The sequence below is a fragment of the Candidatus Eremiobacteraceae bacterium genome (assembly GCA_035295225.1).
Classification (GTDB): domain Bacteria; phylum Vulcanimicrobiota; class Vulcanimicrobiia; order Eremiobacterales; family Eremiobacteraceae; genus JABCYQ01.
The window spans coordinates 22,839-45,999 of sequence record DATGJI010000058.1 but is presented as its reverse complement, the minus strand read 5'-3'; the positions used below and the strand labels follow the sequence as shown (position 1 = coordinate 45,999).

Sequence of the window (23,161 nt, the reverse complement as noted above, 5' to 3'; positions counted from 1 at the left end):
ACGCGCGGTCGAAGAAGCGCTTAGGACCGACGCCGCCCGAGACGCCACGTCGCGAGAAGCCTAACGACTCTCGAAAGCGAAATAGTTCCGACTATGCTTTTGAAGCCGGTGAACACTGCGACACTCGATTTTGATCCGCTGGTCGAGGATTGGTTTACGCAGAAGTTTGGCGAGCCGACTGCGCCCCAAGCCGCAGGTTGGCCCGTCATCCAGTCGGGCCGTGACGCGCTGATCTGCGCGCCGACGGGATCGGGAAAGACACTCGCTGCCTTTCTCGTGGCCGTCGACCGGCTCGTGCGCGAGGCGAGAAATGGATTGACTGCGCAGACGAAAATTCTCTACGTCTCGCCTTTGAAGGCACTCGTCAACGACGTCCACGCGAACCTCGAACAGCCGTTGGCGGAGATATACGATCTCGCCGAACGGCAAGGAGTGCCGCTCGATCCCATTCGCGTGGCGCTCCGAACCGGCGACACGACAGCTCGCGACCGGGCCCGCATGCTCAGGGCAACACCCCACATCCTCGTCACAACGCCCGAATCGCTGTTCATTCTCTTGACGGCGCAGCGCTCGCGGGAAGCGCTGCGCTCGATCTCCACGGTCATCGTAGACGAGATCCACGCCGTCGTCTCGAACAAACGCGGACCGCATCTCGCGCTATCGCTTGCACGGCTCGATCGACTCGTCACTGAAAGCGGCGGCGCAAAGCCGCAGCGCATCGGCTTGTCTGCGACCGTCAAACCGGTCGAAGGCGTTGCTCGCTTCCTCAGTCCGGGCGCTGCCGTCATCAATATCGGTCATCGGCGCGAGATGGAGCTTGCGGTCGAAGTGCCGCGAGACGAACTCGGCCCGGTTGCGAGCAACGAGATGTGGGGCGAGATCTACGACCGTCTCGCGGAGCATATCCGCGAGCATCGGACGACGCTCATCTTCGTGAGCACGCGCCGCTTGTCCGAGCGTTTGGCGCATAATCTCGTCGCGCGCTTAGGGGAAGGCGAGGTGATGCCGCATCACGGCAGCCTTGCGCGTCATATTCGCCTCGACACGGAACGCCGCCTGAAGCGCGGTGAATTGCGCGCCGTCGTCGCCACCGCATCGCTCGAGCTCGGCATCGACATCGGCTCTGTTGATCTCGTCGTGCAGGTCGGATCACCGCGTTCGATCGCGGTCGCGCTGCAACGCGTCGGACGCTCCGGCCACTGGGTGGGTGCAAAGCCGAAGGGGATTCTCGTCGCGGCGACGCGCGACGAACTTTTGGAATGCGGTGCGGTGGTTCGCGCGATCCGAACGGGCGCCATGGACCGCTTACGGCCTGCGGAACAACCGCTCGACATCCTGGCGCAGCAGCTTGTTGCCGCTTGCGCGGCCGACGACTGGGCGGAAGACGACCTTTTCGCACTCGTTCGTTCGGCGCACGCATACCGAAATCTCGATCGCAACGAATTCGATGCGGTGTTGACGATGCTCGCCAACGGCATCGCTACATCGCGCGGCAGGTCCGGGGCACTCTTGCATCGCGACGGTATCCATGGTCGCGTGCGCGGCAGACGCGGTGCAAGGTTGGCTGCAATCACCTCCGGCGGCGCGATTGCCGACACGACGACGTACGCGGTCGTCGCCGAGCCCGACGACACGACCGTCGGCACGGTGGACGAAGATTTCGCAGTCGAGAGCATGGCGGGCGACATCTTCTTGCTCGGTATGCAGTCCTGGCGCGTTCGGCGGGTAGAGCAGGGCAGGGTGCGCGTCACCGACGCACAGGGCGCGCCGCCGTCCGTTCCTTTCTGGAACGGCGAGGCGCCGGGGCGTACGCTCGAACTTTCGCAGGAAGTCGCGCGATTGCGTGCGCGCATCGCAGAGATCGTGCACACCGAGGGGAGCGCGTCCGCCCACGATTACCTGAAAAGCGAATGCGGCATGGACCGCCTGGGCGCCGAGCAAGCAGTTCAATACGTCGTCGATGGCAAGGCCATCCTAGGCGCCGTGCCGACGATCGACCATGTCGTGGCTGAGCGATTTTTTGACGAAGCCGGCGGCATGCAACTGGTGCTCCACGCACCGTTTGGTGTACGGATCAACCGCGCGTGGGGTTTGGCGCTGCGCAAGCGGTTTTGCCGGAGCTTCAACTTAGAGCTGCAAGCAGCCGCGACCGACAATGGCATCGTGATATCGTTGAGCGAGCAGCATGCATTCCCGCTCGCAAGCGTCTTCGGGTTTCTCAGCGCGGACACGGTCGAAGATGTGCTGACGCAAGCGATGCTGCCGGCACCGATGTTCACCGCGCGTTGGCGCTGGAACGGGCAGCGCTTCCTAGCGCTCCTTCGGTTTCGCGGGGGGCGGAAGGTGCCCGCGAACATCCAGCGCATGCGGGCCGACGATCTGCTCGCCGCGGTGTTTCCGGATCAAGCCGCGTGCCCGGAGAATCTCGGCGGCGAAAAAGTCCGAATCCCCGATCATCCGCTCGTCAACGAGACCGTCTCGGATTGTTTGCATGAGGCCATGGACATCGATGGTCTGAAAGATGTGTTGCGCGGCATGAACAGTGGTGCGATCCGGACGCACGCAGTCGAGACCTCCGAGCCTTCAAAGTTTGCGCACGAAATTCTCAACGCGAACCCGTTCGCGTATCTGGATGACGCGCCGCTTGAGGAACGCCGCGCACGCGCGGTGCAGTTGCGCAGCACGCTGCGCACAGATGTGACGCACAGCGTCGGCATGGTCGATCCCGACGCCATCGCTGAAGTCGCCGAAGAGGTCTGGCCGGCCGCGCGCGACGCTGACGAACTGCACGATGCCCTCATGACGCTTGTCTCGCTTCCGCCGACTGACGTTTGGGCAACGTTCTTCGCGGAACTCGTCGCTGCGGGGCGCGCCGCGGCATTCACGCTCGGGGACCGCGTTTTTTGGGTCCCCGCTGAGAAGCTTCGCACGTTTGAGAGCGCACATCAGCTTCCAAGGGCGAGCGATGATGCGGATCGCAACGCGTCGGTCGCCGAAATCCTTCGCGGTTGGCTCGAGTCCACGGGACCGTGGACCGCACAGGCGCTAGAGGAGCGGCTTGCGCTCCCGCGCGACGTCATCGAAATCGCGCTCGCGCAATTGGAAGCAGAGGGTCAAGTCTTCCGCGGCACGTTCTCGTCGGAGTCGTGTGAAGAGTTCTGCAACCGGCGAGTGCTGGCGCGTATCCACCGCCGCATGCTCAGCACGCTGCGGCGCGCGATCGAGCCGGTGAGCACGGCGCAGCACGAGCGCTTCGTGGAGCTCTGGCAACACACCGCCCCCGATACTCAACTGCACGGAGTGGAGGGCGCGCTTCAGATCATCCGCCAGCTGCAAGGCGCCGACTTTCCGGCATCCACCTGGGAGCGCGAGGTCCTTCCGAAGCGCATAGCGCGCTATAAACCCGAACTGCTCGACACATTATGCGCGTCGGGTGAGGTGATGTGGGGGAGGCTATCTCCGCATCCAGCCTTTGAGGACGCCTCGCGAACGAACGGCAGGCGAATCCGTCCGTCGCGCGTCGCGCCGATTTCACTCTTCTTGCGTGAAGACGCGGCATGGCTCGTACCCGATCGATCGATTGATGAGCAGCGTCTGAGCAGCGCTGGCCGAGAAGTATTTGCGGCGCTGCAGCGCGAGGGCGCGTCATTCTTCGCGGACCTGCTCCGCGCCACAGGCTTGCTCGCAAGCGAAGTCGAGGATGGGCTCTGGGAACTCGTCGCCGCGGGCCTCGTGACCGCGGATGGCTTCGACAATCTCCGCTCGTTGATCGATCCCCGGCGCCGGCTCGCACTTGGGCGGCATAACTTATCGCGTCCGCGTAACGCCATCGGCCGATGGGCGCTGCTTCGCTCCGGCGAGAAGAGCAGCGATGTCGAACGATTTGCAAACCAACTTCTCGCCCGTTGGGGTGTAGTGTTTCGCGATATCGTTCAGCGCGAGTCGCTCGCACCGCCGTGGCGCGATCTGCTCGTGGTCTATCGTCGCCTGGAACTGCAAGGCGTCGTGCGCGGAGGCCGCTTCGTGTCGAGCTACGTCGGTGAACAGTTCTGCCGCCCGGACGCCCTAGACGCGCTTCGTGCATTGCGCAACGGAGAGCACGCGCATGCAAGCCCTAGAGCCGTTTCAGGATAAGGTCCGGTCTACGTATCGAAGGCGCTCGCTAGCCGTGCTTGCGTTTGTGAATCGCGAATCCGTTACCGTCGGGGTCCGCGCCGAACGACATAAAGCAGACCGGCGTTTCCAGCACGTCGCTCAACTGCGCACCGTTGGCGCGGAAGTGCGCGACCGCAGCATTGATGTCGCGAACGGCAAAGAGAGCCATATACCCGCCTCCGGGCTTCGCATGTTCGGGCTGATACACGCCAAACGTCGTCCCGTCGGGAAACTCGAACTCGGCGCCGGTGTCTTCGGGATCGCCGCCAGCGGTAGGCGTCATCCCAAGCGTATCACGATAAAAAGCGATGAGCTTCTTCCCATCATTGGTCGACGGACCAAATATATCGACGCCCACGATTTTCGCGCCCTCTGGTGTAGTCGCACTCATAGTCATTCTCCCTTGCGAGTTATGCATTTTACGCTTCAGAGCGTTTTATCGAACGGCGTTGAAATAACTGCTCGCGTCAATACATACAGCGTATGCAGGCTCCATACTCGCGCAGGTCGTCGATTGGGTGGCGCAAACCCTAGTCTTGATTTTCCAGCTGTCAGGTTGGCGACTTGACCACTTAATTGACCACTTAAGTAGCACCGTTTGGCGATGTAACGCGAAGGACGACAAGATCCCTCAATCGCGTCGTCCCTGTCGTATCGGTACTTTCCTCGATTTTGCGGCGTCTTACGGTAACGCGAAAAACCGATTTGTTTGCTTCTCGCCAGGTGTATGGTCATTCCGCGACCGTGTCTACGAATCCGAGCGATCCCCGATTCAATGGTCCATGATAATCAGCAGCTTCCAGTTGCTTTGGCGGGCTTGAGATATGCGATGTGTTCTACTTCCAGGGCCCTTAGATCGCTGACGAGCTTTGACGCTACGGCACGTGGAACGGCGGAAAAACCCACGCCGACCAGATCCTGCACTGAAAGCGGCGATCCCATACTTATTTTTCCAAGGTTCCAATGATCACAGAGGTAATAAAAGGCCACTTGACCATGCGGCTTACCATCTACGGATCGCCAGTCTGCTAGTGCGAATTGGCCGTCGGTCGCGGCCGCGCCGATCTCCACAAGGTTTGTCTGGAATCCATTCGATTTTGGGTAGTCGTGGATGTAGCTCGCGACGGTTTCTGACAACCTCACCCGCGTTTCCACTGACGCTTGTCCGGCAATCACAGACGCGCTGCCTGCGAACACAAGTATCACGTTAAGAATGACCACATTCATTAATCGGTGACGCATTACAACCTCGGTCATGTGAAGGGAAGCCTGATTCGCCAGCGATGACTGTCGTCCCCCAAGACGCGTGGAAAAGCCGTCACCCGCCTCGAAAAGACTACCCGCTCAATGTGGAACCCAGTTTGACATCACAAATCCAACGCCAGTAGGAGTCTGCTACGGAAGCAAATTACGTTAAGAACCGCGCAAAAAAACAAACACGAATGAAGCTAGGTAAAGCGGAAATCGAAAGAAAGCTGTACGTCGCAAAGTAACCTCGTGGGTCAGACCATCAGATCAACTCAAGGCGGCGCAACCCTATTGTAGTAGGTCCAGTTGATCGTGTCATGCATCGCCTCTCCCGAACCTAAACAGCGTCGGAGTTTGGGTTGTTCGGGCCGCGAACGAGGGGCCATGTCGCTGCTGACTCCGCTAACATGGCGTCGAAGAGTTCCTCCAATGTGGACGCACCGAGGTGCTGAGCTTTGAAGAGCAAGAATCCATCAAGGTACGCATCGACCCAGCCCTGATCATGTATAAGCGCGAGCAGTATCTTGCGCGCATCTCGATCTCCCCGGGCGGCCAATAGGTACAAGATGTTTGCGCCGACGATGTCATCGGTAGACGAACCATCGAATACGCCATGCATATGCAGCAGGAGCGCGTCCAGCGCGTATCCCACGGCAGTTGTGTATCGGACGAGCGCAATCAACGCGTGATGTCTGTTGCTTCGAATCGGCGACGATAACAAACGTTCGAGAAGGGGCACGGCTTCAGCCGTGACCTCATACTTGAAGTAATACGGCTCTATTGCGGCCGGTTGCGATAGGTCCCATTGAGAAAGCTCTTGCAGCATCGCTAGGCCACCGTTGTCCGCTGTTGGTCTCACCATGTTCACCTAGTCGAAAAGCCCGACGTCGCTTTCGAACCCTTCGGTATACGCGTATCGGTCCCCTAATATGCTTGCTGAAACCTGAGTTCGAGACTAGGCAAGTCCACATCTGTTTGACAAAGTGCAATATGCGACTATCATTGCGGGAGCGTCACGGCTAGGCCATACGGACTGGTGCCCGCTGCAAACGGTGACCCGACCACCGGCGTTAGTTTACCGCTGGTCGCGTTGATGCGGTAAGCGGAAATGTTGGCGGAGCCATGATTGGCCACGTAGACGAACTTGCCCGTACTATCGACTGCCACGCCAATGGGCTGGCTGCCAGCCCCGAACGGGGACCCCGCCACCGGCGTGAGCTTACCGCTGGTCGCGTTGAGAGAGTAGGCGGAAACATTGTTGGAACCGTAGTTTGCCACATAGGCGAATTTGCGCGTAGAAGTGATTGCCACGCCGTAGGGATTGCTGCCCGCCCCAAACGGCGAGCCAGCCACGGGCGTTAGCTTACCGCTGGTCGCGTTGAGAGAATAGGCGGAGACATTATTGGATCCGAAGTTCGCCACATAGACAAATTTGTTCTTAGGCTCGACTGCCACGGCGGTGGGATCGCCGCCCGATTTGAACGGCGACCCTGCCACGAAAAACAGCCCGCCGGTGGCCGCGTTGATGATGTAGGCGGAAACATCGCCGGAGATAAAGTTGGGAACAAAAACGAACTTGCCCTTAGGATCGATCGCCACAGCATAAGGCTCTTGGTCCGTACCCCACGGCGAACCCGATACCGGTGTCAGCGCGCCGCTAGACGCGTTGATGGTATAGCCCCAAACGCTGTTTCCGCCGCCGTTGTCGGCACTGTTGGTCACATAGGCGTACTTCCCGTTGGGATCGACTGCCACGCCAGAAGGTAAGAGGCCGGCCGCAAACGGCGATCCCGCCACCGGCGTGAGCTTACCGCTGGTCGCGTTGATGGTATAGGCGGAAACATTGTTGGAACTATCGTTGGCCACGTAAGCGAACGTGCCCTTAGGATCGACCGCCACACTAAGGGGGGCGGTGCCCGCACCAAATGGCGACCCCGCCACTTTGGTCAGCGCACCGCTTGTCGCGTTGATAGTGTAGGCGGAGATATTGTTGGAACCAACGTTGGCAACATAGACGTGAGCGTGCAAAACATGGGGGCCGGCAGCGCTTTGCTCCAGGCGCGTTTGCACATCGGGGATCGCCACGCGTGGCGTTATCCCGGAATATCCGAAACCCGAACAGGCGGCGAGGGTCGTCGCGATTCCCAGCACCGACAACGTTCGAACGACGAGGTATGTCTGCCGCATGAAGAATCTGTCGCGTTCGGGCCCGCCGAAAAAATCAAACGAAGTGCTTCGCTAGAAGCGCCCTGCCGAACATTCGGGTGTCGAACTTGCGCAGGCCCAGAGACGTGCTCGAATCCGAGGAATCGGTACACCGACAGTTAGTGTCCAACGCGAGCAAAGCCTTCGGCTATGACCCGATCTAGCCCGCCAGTCTCCGCATCGCACGTCTTCATACGAATTGGTGTCGGCAGCGGAATCACGGAAGTGCGGCGGCGCCGCGTACCTCGATTAGAGTAGCGCGCACAAAACGTAACCGCCCCGCAGATGCCAGGTTTTTTATCGCTGCGGGTCTACCGCTATGCCTCCTCGTAGTCATCTCCATGACGCCCAGCCGGATCGAGCAGTTCGCAGACGGGATCTTCGCTATTTCGGCGACGCTGCTCGTTTTGAACTTCACGGTCCCGGCGCTCGGCAATGCGAGCAGCGGAGCACTCGCGCACGGCCTTGCCTCACAGTGGCCGAGGTTGTTGGCCTTCCTCTTGAGCTTTTTCATCATCGTGAACTACTGGCGGCTGCACAGCGCCATGTTCCACAATGTGCGTGTCCTCGACCACACGACGGTCATGCTCAACATCGGGTTCCTTGTTGTGGCTGCCTTCATCCCATACGCAACAAACGTGGCGGGAGCCTATCCGACGCTTCCGGCGGCCGCGGTATTGTACTCCATCGTGCTGCTGACGGGAGCGCTCTTTGGTTTTTTCATGGTGCGCCACCTCATCGAAAGCAGGGCGTACGCGGTGGACGTGACCCCAGAACTTGCGCGCGTCACGTACAGCCGCATCCGATTCTCGCTCTACATCCGTGTCGTCGGTCTCATCTTCGCGTTCTTCTTGCCGGTCATTTCGTACTTGATCTACTGGGTGATGATCATCTACTTCTTGTCGTTCAGCGCCATCGACAATCTGGGGTAACCTAGCTCGCTAACCGTCTGCGCCGCCGAATGCCGCGTAACGCGCGTCGTTCGTGATGTATGGGATGTAGCGGTAGTCGCGGATGAGCGAGACGCGGCCCGCGCTAATTCCGAGCACGACGAAGTACGAAGGATCTCGGCGCGATGGCGGACTGAAGATCGCGATCACCGGAACGCCGTCCACGAAGCCCGCTTCCGCGCGGAGGTCTTCGGTCTTCGTGTACCCAGCATAGCGATCGTAGTATCCCGCGTCCACCGCACGTGGATGCTGCACGCGCGAAACCACCTCGAGGCGCGATTCCGCTGCGAGCAGCTGCCGCAGCGCGTCCCAGTCGTGGGCGTTGAAGAGATCGGCGTAGCGCCGCAACGTCATCCGCGTTTCGGCAGTGACGGATTGCGTCGCTTCAGCAAGACGCGCGCGCGGCGTCCTTGCGATATTCGCACGCGCCCTCGACAACGCGGCCTTGACCGCACCGACGGTCGTTCCCATCGTGTTCGCGGTTTCCTCGAGCGATTGTCCGAGCACATCTTTGAGGATCGCGGCACTGCGCTGCGTCGGCGGCAGGTCTGCAAAAACCGTCAGCGCCGCTTCCACAAGTGCAGGATCAACGCTGGATTCTTCGAGCGCTGCGCGGTCTGGGACGTCCGCAACGGAATCCACGTGTTGGCGTTCGTAGCGTTTGATAAAATCCATAGCCGTGTTATGTGCGATCCGGAAGAGCCAGGGTCTGAGGTTAGGCGGCTGCACCATCTGGCCAAGAGCGTAATACGCTTTTGCCAAAGTCTCTTGAACGACGTCTTCGCCATCGAAGATCGACCCGGTCATGCGCGCGGAGTACCGATGGAGTTCCGGGCGAATTTCTTCGACGAGCTCCATGAATTGGTCGCGCGCCTCCATCATCGCCGGCAACAGCGCGCGCGTCTGATCTTCCATCTTCACCCCAACGGCTCGACGCCTTCACCGGTCACCCCGATCGCGGCGACTCCCTCGGCGAGATCCCCTCGCAAGCCACCGACGATCGCCACGCCGACTTCATCGGTCATTTTATCCCCTTCGAACAGCTCGGTGCTGTTATGAAGACGATTATGTCCGCTGAAAGGATACGGGTCTCTCCGCTGTCATCCTGAAACCAAAGAAATTATCTGCGCGAGCGCCGCCGCTTTTACTCCGCGATCGTCGCGCAGCCAATCGGTGATCGCCGTTAGCTGCCCGCCGGCGATATGGATCGCTCGCAGCCGCAGCGTCTGTAACGGGGCAACCTGCGATCTTTCGAGCTCTTCCTCGAGCAGGTCTGCGAGAGCGCACAACACCGCGTCGTGCGCTTCAATCGCAAATATCGCCAGCGCGCGCTCGCGATGCTCCTGAAAATGCTCCAGCACCGCTTGCGTTTGAGCGAGGTTTCCGCGCCCGCAGCCGGCCAGCGCAAGTATTCGCAGCAACGGCGCGAGACTCTGGCGCAGCAGATCGTCTTTGGCTTCGAAATGCTCGTAGAAGCTCGACCGGCCCACCCGCGCCGCTCGTGCGATGCGCTTCACGGATAGCTCTGGATACGGAATACTGACGACGACCTTTGCGAACTCCTCGAGCACGCTGACGCGGACGCGATCGTTACGGACATGTCGCCTCGTCTGTCCATTGGAAGTGCGCTTCATCGTGTTATCCTGTCACCCGTATGGCAATAACGCAGCCCCCTCCGCGTCCGTCGGGGAAACTCGCCGGCGTCATTCTTCTTGTCAGCTCGGCGCTGATTCTTGGGGCGCTGGCGCTACACCCGGTCGCGGGAACCGCCCCGGCCGCCGATCTCATGCGCAGGATCTCGGCGCTCGCGCCTCAAGATGAGGGCGTTCATGGCGTGCTACTGCTGTTGATCTTTGCGGTGTCGTTCGCCATGTCGGTCTTCACAATCCGTCGCGGAATCGATCAACAGGCGGTGCTTGCGGCGTCGATCGCGTTCGGCGCGTGGGGATTCGCCTTGGTGATTGCGGCGCTCATAGACGGATTCCTCACGCCGGCGATCGCAGCGCTCTATCTTCCGGCCAAGGGCAACGATCTCAGCGATGCGCTCGGCATGCTGCGCGAAGGAGCGCTGTTCATCCAGATCGTGACGAAGTTCGGCCTCGTTGCGGGCGGCACTGCGGCGTTGTTCTGGTCTCTAGACTTATTGCGTGGACCGGGCTGGGTCCGGGCCGTCGCGGTCTACGGCTTGATCGCGGGAATCTCGACCGCGTCGATAATCGCCTTTACCAACAATCTCACTCCGCAATCGCTTATCGGATCGCTCGCTCCGCAAGTGATTTGGTATGCTGCGGCCGGCGTATTACTGCTTCGAGGGGATGTCTAGGACTCGCGACCGGTACGGCATGACCGGCTTAGTGCGTCACCTCTCAGCGACGCCTTCGCAAAGCCCTCCTTAGCAAGGCGGCGAGCCATATCACCGTTCCCGCGCCGGCTCCGCTCGCAAGCGGAGCCAACATCTCTTCCACCGGCACCGCCCCGATGTGCGCGAGCACGATCACGTCAGCGTCTCCTGCGCGGCATCCACGACGTCGCTCCACTTGCCGTCTTGCTCCGCTCCATACGAGTCGTGCCAATTCCACCATTTGTAAGGCTCGGTCTGCGGATAACCCGGCGGTGAATCTTCCCAGTTCTCTTGACGCCCGAGCGGCGTGATGTCGAGGTAGGCCCACGTGCTTCCCAGAGCCTCGTCTCCGCGATTGTTGAGGAAGTACGTCCGATACACGTTCTCGCCGTCGCGGAAGAAGACGTTGGTGCCGTGCCATTCGTCAACGCCGAAGTCGGCGTCGAAACCGTCGGTGATCGTATACCACGGCATGGCCCAGCCCATCCGCACTTTCAAGCGATCGATGTCGGCTTGCGGAGCGCGCGAAGCGTACGCGAAGCTCGTGCCTCGCGCGTGAAGGTGCGAGACGTGCGCGACCTGATCGGCCATCAACGAGCAGCCGCGACAGGCGTGCTCAGGCCAGCCGTACACGCCGGGTTCGAAAAACGCCCGATAGATCACCAGTTGGCGGCGTCCTTCGAACAAGTCGAGTAGTCCAACCTTGCCTTTGGGTGAGTCGAACGCATAGTTTTTCTCGACCTTCATCCACGGCATCCGCCGCCGCTCCGCGGCGAGCGCGTCGCGTGAGCGGGTGGAAGCTTTTTCCTTTACCAGCAGCTGCTGGCGGGCGACTTCCCACTCCTCAGGCGATACGACAGGAGGTGCGTCCAGTAACCGGTCGGTCATTTGTCATCCCCTTTTGAAAGCGTCGGTACTGTCATGAAGACGATTGCGGCCATCAAAAAGATACGGGTACGCCGCTCTACCGGCGCTGTGCAGTAAACGCCTGGAACCGTGCAGGGAGGGGACTCGCGGCGCGCCGGTGCGCAATGCGAGACTAGTATGCATGATGGTTTGTTTTCGCACGGCACTTGCCTCGGCGGTACTCATGATTCTTGCGTGCGTTCCGTTCGTCGCGTTCGCTGGTGCCGAGTCCGACGCCGCTCCCACGGTGACGGTGCCTTTGCTCCCGACTGAGCCGCCCCTCGATGCGGCGCTCGACGGCGCGTGGAGTTCGGCGGCGGCGGTTCACCTCACCTACGAGGCGACATATCACAAGCCCGCGCCGGAGGACACGACCGTGCGCATTGGGCGCTACGGCAGCGCGCTCTACGTCGCCTTTGAGGCCAAGCAACGCGAACCGATGACCGTGACGCAGTTGACCGACGGCACCGGCGTGCTCAACGGCGACGCCGTCATGGTCCATATTTGGCCGAATGGGTTGAACGGTTTCGCCTATTGGTTCGCGACGAACCCCTTCGGTGCTCGGGATCAATCTTCGAGCGAGAACTCCGCCTACGCGCCGACGTGGTTTGCGTTCGGTCACCGGACGAGTGACGGCTACATCGCGATCCTGAAGATACCATTGAGTGCAATGCACGTGCAGAAGAACGCCTCGTGGCGCATGCAGTTCCATCGCATTGTCGTCGCTTCCAACAGTAATTACGTCTGGGAGCTCAACTCCGAGCAGGCCAATCCCATGGACGCGCGTTACGCCGGGCACGTCGCCGGTATCGAAGAGGCGCAAGCGCCGGCTCTTCATCCGCGATTGCAATTGTACGGTTTGGGCGAAGTCGCGTCGGCCGCGGCCGGCGGCTCCACATCGCACGTCGGCGCCGACGTCTCGATTCCCGTCACGGGATCGTCCTCGCTTTTCGGCACCGCGCATCCGGACTTCTCAAACGTCGAGATCGACCAGCAATCCATCTCGCCCACGGAGTTCGCGCGACGCTTCTCTGAAGTCCGACCCTTCTTCACACAAGCCGCATCGAATTTCGGACAGCAGGCCGATATCAACGCCCCCATGACGGTGCTCTATACGCCGGTGATCCCGACTTTCAGCGACGGCTTCGGCGCCGAAGGGCGCCAAGGAACGCTGTCGTTCGGCACCTTCGATGCTATCGGCGAAGACCGGCACGACAACGCACTCGCGCTCTTTGCGAGCGACGCGCACCAGGAACTGACCGTCGGCGCGCAACGCGTCGGCGTCGACGCGACCGACACGGGCTTCCGCGATCTCGTCGGCGAAGAAAGTATCTCGCTCTTCAACCCGCACAGCCACTTCACGTCGTTCGCCAACGTCGCATCGGAGAGCGGAACGTCCGTCACCGCGCCGGGCCAAGCCGGGTACGCCGACTTCGGCGAATACTACCAGACCTCGACTGGGTTGGCGGCCGTCGCGCTGCAGAAGATGGGTTCGCAGTTCTTCCCCGCCGACGGCTATGCAAACCAGCCGCCCGGGGAGCCCGGCATTGCCGGCTACACGAGCGTTGCGAGCAAGCAAGTCAACTTCTCGCAGACGGCTCGCGTGCTCGACGTCGCGTTCTCGGTTAGTGCGGATCGCTTTCATGCGCCGGGCGGCACCGTGAATCAGTCTGATTTCTCTGATAGCGCGCGCATCGACTTCAAGGACCTGATAACGCTGACGGGTATGCAGGGCATCTCTTCGCTGCAAACGTGCGTTCCTCAGTCGCCGTCCACATGCTCGCAAGAGTTCTTGCCGTATAACGCCGGCGGTTTCATGGCGCAATATGCGGCGAACACATCCAACCCGTCCACGATCATGTATTTGACCGGCGAATACTATCACGGTCGCTTGGACTCGTGGTCGAGATCGTTTGCGTTGCCGCTCGGCAAGCGGACGACGCTTGTATTGGAAGCGGACGACACGAGCTACGTGTCGGCACTCTCGGATGAACCGAGCACAAAGCAGTGGCTCGACCGCGCGAGCCTCAACTTCCAATTCAACCGGTCGCTCTCCGTGGATCTCGGCGCGCGCCGGATTCTAGGGACGACGCAGCCGTATGCCTTTGCGCCGATCGGTCCGGCAAGCGCGTTCACGCCCTCCGTGTGCCGGGGGAGCGTCAACGTCTTCTATCCGACGAACCCGGGATGCACGGCGACGGACGACGCGACGAACCTCTCCGCCGCATTCCATTTCTTTCGCGGCCCGAACGAGCTGTACGTGGTCTACGGAGATCCGAGCCGCCTATCGACAGTCCCCGCGTTGTACGTCAAACTCATACGTTACATCGGCGCCGGCAAAGGTTCGTGATCGTGGCGGAGCGCCGTCGTGCGCTACTCTCCTTGTTCGAGGGCTGCCTGGAGCTCGCGCCGATGACTGCGGCTCACGCGATGCTCCGAGCCGTCGTGCAGATGCACGTCGTACTCGCCTGCGTCGTTCAGCGCCAAAGCGCGCACTCGCTCGATGTTCACGATGGTCGAACGATGGACGCGGCGGAACGCATAGGGAAGCAAGTCCCTTTCCAGGTCTGCCATGCTGCGCCGGATGAGGTGCGTCTTTCCCCCGACGTGCAGACGGGAGTAATAGTCACATGCTTCGATCCAATCGATGTCCGCGATATTCACAAAAATGACCCCGCCGATGCTCTTGATCGCGAGCCGTTGTGCCGCGCGCGGCACAGCGCGGTAAGCAGTGATCCGGTCCTTCGCGCGCTTCAGCGCGATCGTGAAACGCGCGGCGTCGAAAGGTTTGAGCAGATAATCCAATGCGCCGACCGCGAAGGCTTGGATCGCGTACTGGTCATACGCGGTCACAAAGACGACAGCCGGCGGAACCTCGGTCCCGAGCATTTCGAGGACATCGAACCCGCCACATTCGGGCATCTCGACGTCGAGAAAGACGAGGTCAGGGCGCAGCCGGCGGATGTCGGCCAGCGCCTGTGCGCCGGAGCCGCACTCGCCGGCCAGCGCCACATCAGGATCGACGCGCAATTCTGCGACGACGCTGCTGCGCGAGAGCGGTTCGTCGTCGACGACGAGCGCGCGAAACATCGCCTGGCTCACGTGCGCCCTTCAGCGCTGCCGATCACGCGGAGCGGAATCCGGATAGCGATCTCCACACCGCCGCCATTGCGATTGCGGATGTCAAAGCTCGACGCGTCGCCGTAGAGACTGTGAAGACGCCGGCAGACGTTGGCGATGCCGATGCTCCGTTCGCGCTGATTCCAATCGTCGGGCAGGCTCGGGCCGTCGTTTGCGACATACAGGTCGAGCGATTCTCCCGAGGCGGATGCCGCGACTCGTACGGAACCGCCCTCCGTGCGTTTGGCAATCCCGTGCTTGACCGCGTTTTCCACGAGCGGTTGCAGGATCAGATTGGGCACCGCAGCGTTCTGCAGCCCATCTTGCACGTCGAAGTCGAGCCGCAGCCGGTCGGCGAAGCGCGTCTGCTGGATCGTGAGGTAGCGTCGAGCGAATTCAACCTCGTCGGCGAGCGGAACTTCCTGCCGGCTCGCGGCCGAGAGTGTTCGTCGCAAGAAGTCGCTCAGCTGCACCACCGTCTGAACGGCCGCATCGGCTCGCCCTTCTCGAATCAGCCCGGCCAGCGCGTTGAGCGAGTTGAAAAGAAAGTGCGGCTCGACCTGACTGCGCAATGCAAGGAGGCGCGCTTGCGCGAGCTGCTCGTTCAACTGCGCGACCTCGGTTTCGCGCGCAGAGACCTTCGCGCGCGACTCGATCAGCCAATGACCGAGGAGCGCTAACGCATAAAGCACGAGCGTCAGCATCAAGTTGTCGTAGAAATCGGCCGGCCATGTCGGGGTCCAATGCGCGAATTGCGGAGCGAACGGTTGAAAGCGGAGTGTCAGTTGATCGGACCACACGGTGTAAGCGAGTCCGATCAACGCCGCCGCTATGACGTGTCCGGTCCACGCGAGCACAGGCTTGACATCGTGTAGGCGGTCGGAAAGCCACACGATCAACGGTAGGGCGAACGCCCAGGGCAACCAAGACAGGACTTCGACCGCGTAGAGCGTCACCCAGTAGTGATGCATACCTTCCGCGTGCATAGAGCCGACCGTCTTCGCTGCATCGGCGAGGGCGAAAGCCAGCCAGGCGATGGGGATCCATACCTTGGGAGCAAGCCGCAAACCGGCGTTTCGTTCGAGCATTTCGATGCTATCTTAACCGGCGGCGACGCACGTGAATAGTTCCATGCAGTCAACGCCCATAACCGCGCAGGCAGCGGACTCGCCGCGGGCGGCTGCGCGATGCGAGACTAGGATTAGCGACCGCTTCGAGGCGACCCACCGCAAACCCGCGCCGGCGGCCGCATCCAAGGTCATTATGGCGTAGATTACTGAGGAGGCCCCATGAAGAACCTCGCGTCTCTTGCTCTTGCTTCGTTGCTTGCGTCGTGCGCCGTCGCGAATAGCCAAGCAGCGCAGGCGGACACGTATCCCGCGATGGCGCCGCTCGCGAAGTATTTGATGTCGAGCGCGGCGGCCGAAATCGCCTTGGCTCGCACCGCGGCGCCGGCGTCCGTCTCCGACGATGCCGAGTATCTCGTGCTGACGCCCAAAGGCTACGTTGTCGCTGCCAAAGGCACGAACGGCTGGGTTTGTTTTGTCGGGCGGCCGTGGTCGGCCGGTCTTGACGATCCCGAATTTTGGAACCCGCGCGGTCTCGGTCCAGCGTGTCTCAATCCGCCGGCCGTGCAAAGTGTGCTCCCGCAGTACCTCGCGCGGACGAACTGGGCGATCGCAGGTGCCACGCGCGAAGAGATCGCCGCGAAGTGTAAAGCCGCCTACGACGACCACCAATTCACCGACCCCGCTCCCGGGTCGTTTGCGCTCATGTTGTCGAAATACGGCTACCTGCTCGGTGCGGACGGGCCGTGGCATCCACACGTCATGCCGTTCATCGCGTACGACCAAATGAGCACGTGGGCCGCAGGCTTTAAGGGGTCGCCGATCTTCGGGCCATCGGACATCGCTTATTTTCGCCGGTACGAGCCGGTGACGATCGCCATTCCGGTGTCTCACTGGTCCGACGGATCGCTCGCCCGGATAGCGCCTGTTTCGCCGTGAGGCGAGCGCATAGCTCGTAAGCTAGACCTTCGGTAAGCGATTGCGCGGCTTCCCGCTTGCGGCCAGCTTCGTCGCGCGGGTCAAGAGATTGGGTGCGGCGATGCGATCGCAAAAGGCGTCGAAGTTCTTTGTCGGACGATGCCACTCCAGGGCGTCGATCTTACGGAACAGCTTGGCATCGGTTCTAAGCGTCGCCAGTTTTTTGAAAAGCAGCGCAAGCTCGCGGCGATCGCCGAGCGCGTTCCGCGGAAAGCGTTCGAGCTTGCCGTATCGGTTGAGGAGGCCCGCCGCGCCCCTCGGCCCGATGCCGGCGATGCCCGGATAACCGTCCGCGCTGTCCCCGACAAGCGCAAGGTAATCGGGGATCAGCGTGGGCGGTACGCCGAATTTTGCCACAACGCCGTCGGCATTGCGAACGGCATTGGTTTTTCGGTCATACATTTGGACGACGCGGTCGCCGCGCACGCACTGCGCGAGGTCCTTGTCGGGCGTCCAGATGCGGATCTGCTTTACGCGACGATCCTTGGCGGCGATGGTCGCCGCAGAAGCGAGCGCGTCGTCGGCCTCGAGCTCGATCATCGGCCAAACAGCCACGCCCATCGCCGCGAGACCGTCTTCGAGCGGCTCGAATTGCGCGCGCAGCGCGTGTTCGACGCCGTCGCCCGTCTTGTAACCGCTCCAGAGCTTGTTTCGAAATGATTCGATGACGTGATCGGTCCCGACGCCTATATGCGTGGCGCCGTTTTCGATCATCTGCAATGCCGTGTTGAGCACCCCGACGACCCCGCCGAACGGGCGGTCCTTGCCTTTGGTGAATCGTCGCAGGCCGTAAAAATGACGAAAGAGCTCGTACGTCCCGTCGACAAGATGAACGATCACGCGACGCTCGTTCAACGCGATCGCCTCCGTCTCCTAAATGCCACCATCCCCGCCGCGACGCGCCATGAAAGACTCTGGATGCCAGCGAATGCGGCTTCATCGTGACCCCGCAACGCGACGATGTTATGCTAGCAACGCTGAACTTGCCGCCTCATGCGCGCATCATAAGAATGGACTTTACTGCGTGCGCCGGAGTGTGCCGTATCTCGCTCGACGACAATTCGGACAGAGTCGTTACGGGTGCGGACATTCGATCGCTGCATGGCGCTCGAATTTGTCGCGAAACCGTTCGACTCGTTCGAAAGCTGCCTCCTCTGATCACGTTGCTGTCGGCACGAATGGCCAGATTCGGATCATATTCAACCCAGGAGCTCTTTCGGCACACTTACGATGAAGAAACGACCGAGTCGTCGAGTTTCGCGCTCGCGTTTCGTGCGACCGGCGTCATCGAGATCTGTTATCTCATCGCGGATTCGTTCAATTTTCGAAACACGTTAGGCGCAGAATGTTCTCTCCAAACCGAAGGTAATCTCCACACATTGCTGCGACGACTCGTTGAGTTTGCGCCGCACGCGACGCAGGATGCTTTCGTCACTGCGTTTGCGCGATCGGCGCGGCTGCCGCGGCCCGCAGGTTCACTCATGGAATTCCTCTGGGCGGTTTCGCGCAGCAACCCGCCCGACTTGAGCTTGGGGTGACGTCAAAGGAAGCTGTTCAGTGAGGCCGCATCGTCCTCGCATGCCGCGAGCGGACGGCGCGCGCCGCCGTGACCATCGGCAGCCGTTGCGCAGCGACACCGAAGCGCTTTGCGACGATCCGGTATTCGAATGGCACGTTCGAGCGGCCGCCTTGGAGCTCGCGTACGATGAAACCGCCGGGCGAGCGCGATGCAACGTACAGGCCGCGGCAATCACCATCGGGCGTGACGAACACCCGATAGCCGGCGTTCGTATCGATCACGTTCGAGAACGACGGATCGAGCGCGACTTGCGCGATGCCGTCCATGAGCACCGCGTCGCCCGTATCCTCGACCGTCGGCTCGCTTTCGAGAGCCGAATATTCCGACACCGAACGCGTCCGTTTTCCACCGACCACGCATCCCGAATGACACGCCCCCGCGGTCGTGAGCAGACCGGAGATTTTGAGATTCCCGCTGTCGTCGAGGTTCATGAGCATCGCGTCGTTCGCGTCGAATGCGGACATGACATAGTCGGACGTGTTCGCCTCGCCGGCGAACATCCAGACGACTGGATTCGAGCCCGACGACGTGAACTCGCCCGCGGGCTTACAACAGCCGCTCTCCGCATCGAATCCCGAGGTCACGAGCGTGCCGTCTTGTGACGTGACCGCGAAGATGTCCGAGCCGCTCGCGTCCACCGCTTCGATCATGTCGTTGAGACTGCCGGAACCGCCTTGGACGAATACCTCGGGGGCACTCGCGTTCGGCCCTTGATTCGCGAACAGGGCGGTGCCGTGTTGGGCAAATGCATACACGGCGTTTGCGTTTGAACCATATGCGAACGCATGTAATGCGTCGCTCGCTGTGCTTCCGTCGGCGAGCACTCCCGCGCTGTTGCTGTTGTGGGTGGAGGACGTGTTCCGGCCGGCGACGCCGAAACCGCCCGCCACTGAATTTTGTCCGTAAACGCCGCTTGCTCCCGAGGCGCTGAAGCCTTGCACGCCGTTGAGGTTGGTCGAAGTGCCGGTCACACCCGCGCCGTTGACCGACAGACCGCTCACGCCGGAGTTGAGCGCGCCGCTCGTGCTCGTGTCCTGACCGACCACACCCGCTTTACCCGCGGACTTCCCGGTGCTGTTGAACTTCGTGAAGCCTTCGAGACCGGCGCCGCCGGACGAAACGCCTTTCACGCCGACGCCGCCTTTCGAGTTATCCCATTCCAAGCAAGGTCCGAACGATGCGCAGTTCATCGCCGCTTCGATGGTCGCTCGCGCGGGACCGATCGTCACGGCCCCGATGAGCGCACCGACTGCAAACGCCGCGCCAAGGCCGATTCGAGTTACCGACTTCATGACCGGCCACCCAAGACGTGTGTCGTAAGGCGGTGTGCTCGTCCGTTCATCTGCACATCGATCATCGGCAAGCGCGCCGCGCTCACCCCGAAGCGATGTGCGACAATCCGAAACCCAAAGCCGACGCTCGAGTGTCCGCCTTGCAGCTCACGCACCACGAAGCCGCGCGCCGAACGCTGCGTCACGTACAGTCCGCGACAGTCGCCTTCAGGCGTCACGGTGACGATGTATGGCGCGCTCCGATCGATAACATTTGCGAATCGAGGATCAAGCGCCACCTGCGCGACGCCGTCGACGAGGGCCGCCTCACCGTTATCCTCTATGGTCGGTTCGCTCTCGGTCGGCGTATATTCGCGAACCGCATGTGCCTGCCGGCGGCCGACGATGCAGCCGCTGCTGCACGAACCGTTCGAAAAGAGAAGGCCGGCGATGCTGAGAGTGCCGATGTCCGTGATGCCCGCAACTTGGTTGCCGTTGACGTCGTTAACGGTGAACACGGCGAAATTGGTGTTGGTTCCTCCGCCGTACACGTTCAGCGCCGGCGTCTGATAGTCGGCGCCTTCGAATACCGAAGCTTCGGGAGCACTGACCTCGAAATCGGTGTGGAACCACGTCGTGCCGCTCGACATGCTCAGCACAGGCCCATTCGGTCCGTCGGCGTGGATGATGTCGTTGGAATTGCTCGGATTTGTGTCTTCAAGCGCCAGCTCGGGAGCCGTATCGTTGCCGCCCTGATTGGCGACGAGCGAGGATCCGTGCTGAGAGAATGCGTAGATCGAATTAGCGCTAAGGCCGTACGAAAAAGCGTGCAGCGCATCGCTCGCGGTGCTGCCGTCGGCGAGCACACCTGCGCTGTTGCTGTTGTGCGTCGATGCCGTATTCCGGCCCGCAACGCCGAAGCCGCCTGCTACCGAATCTTGTCCGTAAACGCCGCTTGCTCCCGAGGCGGTGAAACCTTGCACGCCGTTGAGATTGGTCGACGTGCCGGTTACCCCCGAGCCGTTGACGGAAACACCGCTCACGCCGGAGTTGAGGGCGCCGCTCGTGCTCGTGTCCTGACCGACCACACCCGCTTTGCCCGCGGATTTGCCGGTGCTGTTGAACTTCGTGAGGCCTTCGAGACCGGCGCCGCCGGACGAAACGCCTTTCACGCCGACGCCGCCTTTCGAGTTATCCCATTCCAAACACGGCGAGGTTGAACCGCAGGTCATCGCCGCTTCGATCATCGCACGCGCGGGCGCGCTGGAAAGTATGCCGATCGTTCCGCCTGTCAGCAAGGCGACGACGACGCCTAGCCGCAACTGTACTCGTTTAGACATGTCACATGCCCCCCTGCGCGGATACTAGCAAGCCGTCGTGCGGCGCGCGTGCGCCGGGGATGCGGAACCGCCGGATCCGCGCGACCAAAAGGGCACCCGTCCGCGTCCGCTCAAACGCTCCGTATGAACCGTGCGCGTCTATGGCGCAGCGCCCTGCTTGCATTGTGCGTCGTCGGGATCGTCGCGATCAGCGAATGTGCCTGGGCGACGTACTATCTCGACGGCGATTTGTTCGGCGGCTCCGTCTACGATCCACCGACGATTGCTGCGTTTCTCGACCGGTTCGATGCGATAACGCCAGGCTCGGTCACCCAACGCAGCGGCATTCAGCCCGGCGACGAGGTCGATCTCCTTCGCATGACGCCCGCTGCTCGGTACTACGAGCGCGATGAGCTGCTCGCCGGAAAGCCCATACAGCTTGCCTTGCGACGGGGCGGCGTTGAGCGAGTCGTCACTCTTACGCCCGTTCCGTACACGACGACTGCGTTCTGGCTGCAGACGCAGTGGTGGCTCGCGTGGGCGTTTTGGATCGGCTCCGCATTCAGTCTCTTCATCGCCGCACTGCTCGTGTGGCGTCGGCCGGAGAGCCTTGAAGTTCGTCTGCTCGCGCTCACGTTGATCCTCATCCAACTCGGGGAGAACCTGTTCCCCATAAATGGTTTTCTCACGCCGTGGATCGCTCTAGACGTGGCGCTCAACGTCGTGGCCCAGTTTCTGTTCTGTGCCGGCGTCGCGCTGTTTGCGGGTTACGCGCTCCTGTTTGGCCGTCCGGTCTCACTCGCGAGGAAGATATTCACGGGCGTCGCGTTCGCCGTTGCCGGGTTGTCCGCACTTATCTGGACCGGCGCTGCGCAGGGAGGTCCGAGTCCGGCCGGTGCGCTCGGCATCGCAGGCCTTTGGTCCGGCACGCTCGACATCCACGCCTGGCTCGCGACAAGACCATTGCCGCTTTTCCTCGCCATCGTCGGGCCGCCGGCGCTTGCGCTGCTTTGCGCGGTCCTCGCCGTTCGGTCGGCGAGCGGCGAAGAACGCTCGCGCGTCGCGTGGGCGACCGGTTCCCTCGCCGTCCTCTACGTCTTCGGCATCGCGACAGTGCAGTCGTACTTCACGTCGAACTCCGTGGTCTTTTATACGATCCTCAACTTAAGCTGGGTCGTCGCCCCTTGCGGTCTCGCGTATGCGTTGCTGAGCCGCCGGTTGCTCGACGTCGGCTTTGTGCTCAACCGCGCCGCCGTATTTACGGCCGTCTCGATCCTTGTCGTGGGATTGTTCACGCTCGCGGAATGGGCGCTCGCCGGGTGGCTCAACACGGCGGGCCGCGTCGCCAACGTCGCGGTGAGCGCTGCGATCGCCCTCGCTCTCGGACTCTCGCTGCATCAGATCCATGGCCGCGTCGACCGCTTCGTCGATCGGGTCTTCTTCCGTAAGCGCCACGAGGACGAGGACGCGCTGAAGCGCTTCGCGCGCGAAGTCGCTTTCATCACCGACAGAGACGTCGTCATACAACGCGCGACCGAGATGCTCGTGCGCCATGCGGACGCCTCGGTCGTCTCGTTCGTTTTGGATGATGGTGCCGGGCACTATGGGGCGATCGGCGAGAACGATGCCGCGCTCGTGACGATGCGGGCATCGCATGAAGTGGTCGATCTCCGACTCGTCGAGTCTGCACTCGTGGGAGAATTCGCCTATCCCATGCTCGCGCGCGGCCGGCTGATCGGGGCGCTTATTCTCGGTGCCAAAACGAGCGGCGAGCCGTATGCGCCGGACGAGTCGGGTGCGATCGCGCAACTCGCACATGGCGTCGGCATCGCGCTCGACTTGCTCGGCGTCAGGCAAAGCGGCGACGACGCGGCGATCATCGGTGCGCTTCGCTCGCTCGAGACGCTGAGTCGCGCCGCAAATGAGGCACTCGCGGACTTGCCCGACGCCGTCGCTGCGAAATTGCTCAAGCAGCACCTCTGATGGACGCCGATCGGGCGGGGATGAGCGCCCGCTCCGTTC

20 protein-coding genes are annotated in these 23,161 nt (G+C 61.7%); 7 read left to right on the top strand and 13 right to left on the bottom strand.

The window, feature by feature from the left end; genetic code table 11:
* The first annotated feature begins 93 nt into the window (after window positions 1-93).
* Complete coding sequence (locus VKT51_11555) at window positions 94-4,134, top strand: DEAD/DEAH box helicase (protein ID HLJ84801.1); 4,041 nt, start codon at window positions 94-96, stop codon at window positions 4,132-4,134.
* Window positions 4,135-4,162: 28 nt separating this feature from the next.
* Here VKT51_11555 and VKT51_11550 read toward each other — a convergent pair whose 3' ends face one another.
* The 4 genes from VKT51_11550 to VKT51_11535 form a co-directional block, all read right to left on the bottom strand.
* Window positions 4,163-4,546, bottom strand: coding sequence for a VOC family protein (locus VKT51_11550; GenBank protein ID HLJ84800.1), 384 nt, complete (start codon window positions 4,544-4,546; stop codon window positions 4,163-4,165).
* Between the two features lie 398 nt (window positions 4,547-4,944).
* A complete protein-coding gene (locus VKT51_11545) occupies window positions 4,945-5,412 on the bottom strand; it encodes a hypothetical protein (GenBank protein ID HLJ84799.1) in 468 nt (155 codons plus the stop codon).
* 328 nt (window positions 5,413-5,740) lie between these two features.
* Window positions 5,741-6,262, bottom strand: a complete 522-nt coding sequence (locus tag VKT51_11540; protein ID HLJ84798.1) for a hypothetical protein — start codon at window positions 6,260-6,262, stop codon at window positions 5,741-5,743.
* Window positions 6,263-6,402: 140 nt separating this feature from the next.
* Complete coding sequence (locus VKT51_11535; protein HLJ84797.1) at window positions 6,403-7,590, bottom strand: beta-propeller fold lactonase family protein; 1,188 nt, start codon at window positions 7,588-7,590, stop codon at window positions 6,403-6,405.
* A 359-nt stretch (window positions 7,591-7,949) separates the two neighbouring features.
* Between VKT51_11535 and VKT51_11530 the strand changes: the two genes are divergently transcribed.
* Window positions 7,950-8,540, top strand: a complete 591-nt coding sequence (locus VKT51_11530; GenBank protein HLJ84796.1) for a TMEM175 family protein — start codon at window positions 7,950-7,952, stop codon at window positions 8,538-8,540.
* Window positions 8,541-8,549: 9 nt separating this feature from the next.
* Here VKT51_11530 and VKT51_11525 read toward each other — a convergent pair whose 3' ends face one another.
* Both VKT51_11525 and VKT51_11520 read right to left on the bottom strand, forming a co-directional pair.
* Entirely contained in the window at window positions 8,550-9,473 is a 924-nt protein-coding gene (locus VKT51_11525) for a sigma-70 family RNA polymerase sigma factor (protein HLJ84795.1), read from the bottom strand.
* A gap of 185 nt (window positions 9,474-9,658) precedes the next feature.
* Window positions 9,659-10,192 carry a helix-turn-helix domain-containing protein gene (locus VKT51_11520; protein ID HLJ84794.1) on the bottom strand — a complete coding sequence of 178 codons (534 nt, stop codon included), beginning with the start codon at window positions 10,190-10,192 and terminating at the stop codon, window positions 9,659-9,661.
* A 20-nt stretch (window positions 10,193-10,212) separates the two neighbouring features.
* On the opposite strand from VKT51_11520, the gene VKT51_11515 reads away from it, so the two are divergent.
* On the top strand, window positions 10,213-10,881 hold the full coding sequence (locus VKT51_11515) for a hypothetical protein (GenBank protein HLJ84793.1): 669 nt from the start codon (window positions 10,213-10,215) through the stop codon (window positions 10,879-10,881).
* Between the two features lie 43 nt (window positions 10,882-10,924).
* On the opposite strand, the gene VKT51_11510 is transcribed toward VKT51_11515, so the two are convergent.
* Together VKT51_11510 and VKT51_11505 are read right to left on the bottom strand one after the other, a co-directional pair.
* A complete protein-coding gene (locus VKT51_11510) occupies window positions 10,925-11,056 on the bottom strand; it encodes a hypothetical protein (protein HLJ84792.1) in 132 nt (43 codons plus the stop codon).
* On the bottom strand, window positions 11,053-11,787 hold the full coding sequence (locus VKT51_11505; GenBank protein ID HLJ84791.1) for a DUF899 domain-containing protein: 735 nt from the start codon (window positions 11,785-11,787) through the stop codon (window positions 11,053-11,055). Before VKT51_11505 ends, VKT51_11510 begins: the two co-directional genes overlap by 4 nt.
* A gap of 202 nt (window positions 11,788-11,989) precedes the next feature.
* On the opposite strand from VKT51_11505, the gene VKT51_11500 reads away from it, so the two are divergent.
* Window positions 11,990-14,155 (top strand): hypothetical protein, encoded by a 2,166-nt coding sequence (locus tag VKT51_11500; protein ID HLJ84790.1) that lies wholly within the window; start codon window positions 11,990-11,992, stop codon window positions 14,153-14,155.
* 23 nt (window positions 14,156-14,178) lie between these two features.
* Here the strand turns inward: VKT51_11500 and VKT51_11495 are convergent, their stop codons facing one another.
* Window positions 14,179-14,907 carry a LytTR family DNA-binding domain-containing protein gene (locus VKT51_11495; protein ID HLJ84789.1) on the bottom strand — a complete coding sequence of 243 codons (729 nt, stop codon included), beginning with the start codon at window positions 14,905-14,907 and terminating at the stop codon, window positions 14,179-14,181.
* On the bottom strand, window positions 14,904-16,013 hold the full coding sequence (locus VKT51_11490) for a histidine kinase (protein HLJ84788.1): 1,110 nt from the start codon (window positions 16,011-16,013) through the stop codon (window positions 14,904-14,906). Before VKT51_11490 ends, VKT51_11495 begins: the two co-directional genes overlap by 4 nt.
* A gap of 201 nt (window positions 16,014-16,214) precedes the next feature.
* Here VKT51_11490 and VKT51_11485 point away from each other — a divergent pair, with 201 nt between their 5' ends.
* Window positions 16,215-16,931: a hypothetical protein gene (locus tag VKT51_11485; GenBank protein ID HLJ84787.1), complete on the top strand. Its 717-nt coding sequence runs from the start codon at window positions 16,215-16,217 to the stop codon at window positions 16,929-16,931.
* A gap of 21 nt (window positions 16,932-16,952) precedes the next feature.
* Here the strand turns inward: VKT51_11485 and VKT51_11480 are convergent, their stop codons facing one another.
* The gene (locus tag VKT51_11480; GenBank protein HLJ84786.1) at window positions 16,953-17,810 is read right to left on the bottom strand and encodes a 5'-3' exonuclease H3TH domain-containing protein; all 858 of its coding nucleotides are present in this window, start codon (window positions 17,808-17,810) and stop codon (window positions 16,953-16,955) included.
* A 338-nt stretch (window positions 17,811-18,148) separates the two neighbouring features.
* Here VKT51_11480 and VKT51_11475 point away from each other — a divergent pair, with 338 nt between their 5' ends.
* Window positions 18,149-18,508, top strand: a complete 360-nt coding sequence (locus VKT51_11475) for a hypothetical protein (protein ID HLJ84785.1) — start codon at window positions 18,149-18,151, stop codon at window positions 18,506-18,508.
* Between the two features lie 16 nt (window positions 18,509-18,524).
* Here VKT51_11475 and VKT51_11470 read toward each other — a convergent pair whose 3' ends face one another.
* Complete coding sequence (locus tag VKT51_11470; protein ID HLJ84784.1) at window positions 18,525-19,841, bottom strand: hypothetical protein; 1,317 nt, start codon at window positions 19,839-19,841, stop codon at window positions 18,525-18,527.
* Window positions 19,838-21,142 carry a hypothetical protein gene (locus VKT51_11465; GenBank protein ID HLJ84783.1) on the bottom strand — a complete coding sequence of 435 codons (1,305 nt, stop codon included), beginning with the start codon at window positions 21,140-21,142 and terminating at the stop codon, window positions 19,838-19,840. The genes VKT51_11470 and VKT51_11465 overlap by 4 nt, the downstream gene beginning before the upstream one ends.
* Window positions 21,143-21,283: 141 nt before the next feature.
* On the opposite strand from VKT51_11465, the gene VKT51_11460 reads away from it, so the two are divergent.
* Complete coding sequence (locus VKT51_11460; GenBank protein HLJ84782.1) at window positions 21,284-23,122, top strand: hypothetical protein; 1,839 nt, start codon at window positions 21,284-21,286, stop codon at window positions 23,120-23,122.
* The last annotated feature ends 39 nt before the right edge of the window (window positions 23,123-23,161 follow it).

Excerpts from the sequence above, each read along its gene's own strand:
- VKT51_11555 (HLJ84801.1), top strand. The coding sequence starts at position 94 with ATGCTTTTGAAGCCGGTGAACACTGCGACACTCGATTTTGATCCGCTG.
- VKT51_11550 (HLJ84800.1), bottom strand. The coding sequence starts at position 4,546 with ATGAGTGCGACTACACCAGAGGGCGCGAAAATCGTGGGCGTCGATATA.
- VKT51_11545 (HLJ84799.1), bottom strand. The coding sequence starts at position 5,412 with ATGACCGAGGTTGTAATGCGTCACCGATTAATGAATGTGGTCATTCTT.
- VKT51_11535 (HLJ84797.1), bottom strand. The coding sequence starts at position 7,590 with ATGCGGCAGACATACCTCGTCGTTCGAACGTTGTCGGTGCTGGGAATC.
- VKT51_11530 (HLJ84796.1), top strand. The coding sequence starts at position 7,950 with ATGACGCCCAGCCGGATCGAGCAGTTCGCAGACGGGATCTTCGCTATT.
- VKT51_11525 (HLJ84795.1), bottom strand. The coding sequence starts at position 9,473 with ATGGAAGATCAGACGCGCGCGCTGTTGCCGGCGATGATGGAGGCGCGC.
- VKT51_11520 (HLJ84794.1), bottom strand. The coding sequence starts at position 10,192 with ATGAAGCGCACTTCCAATGGACAGACGAGGCGACATGTCCGTAACGAT.
- VKT51_11515 (HLJ84793.1), top strand. The coding sequence starts at position 10,213 with ATGGCAATAACGCAGCCCCCTCCGCGTCCGTCGGGGAAACTCGCCGGC.
- VKT51_11505 (HLJ84791.1), bottom strand. The coding sequence starts at position 11,787 with ATGACCGACCGGTTACTGGACGCACCTCCTGTCGTATCGCCTGAGGAG.
- VKT51_11500 (HLJ84790.1), top strand. The coding sequence starts at position 11,990 with ATGATTCTTGCGTGCGTTCCGTTCGTCGCGTTCGCTGGTGCCGAGTCC.
- VKT51_11490 (HLJ84788.1), bottom strand. The coding sequence starts at position 16,013 with ATGCTCGAACGAAACGCCGGTTTGCGGCTTGCTCCCAAGGTATGGATC.
- VKT51_11485 (HLJ84787.1), top strand. The coding sequence starts at position 16,215 with ATGAAGAACCTCGCGTCTCTTGCTCTTGCTTCGTTGCTTGCGTCGTGC.
- VKT51_11475 (HLJ84785.1), top strand. The coding sequence starts at position 18,149 with ATGGCCAGATTCGGATCATATTCAACCCAGGAGCTCTTTCGGCACACT.
- VKT51_11470 (HLJ84784.1), bottom strand. The coding sequence starts at position 19,841 with ATGAAGTCGGTAACTCGAATCGGCCTTGGCGCGGCGTTTGCAGTCGGT.
- VKT51_11460 (HLJ84782.1), top strand. The coding sequence starts at position 21,284 with ATGAACCGTGCGCGTCTATGGCGCAGCGCCCTGCTTGCATTGTGCGTC.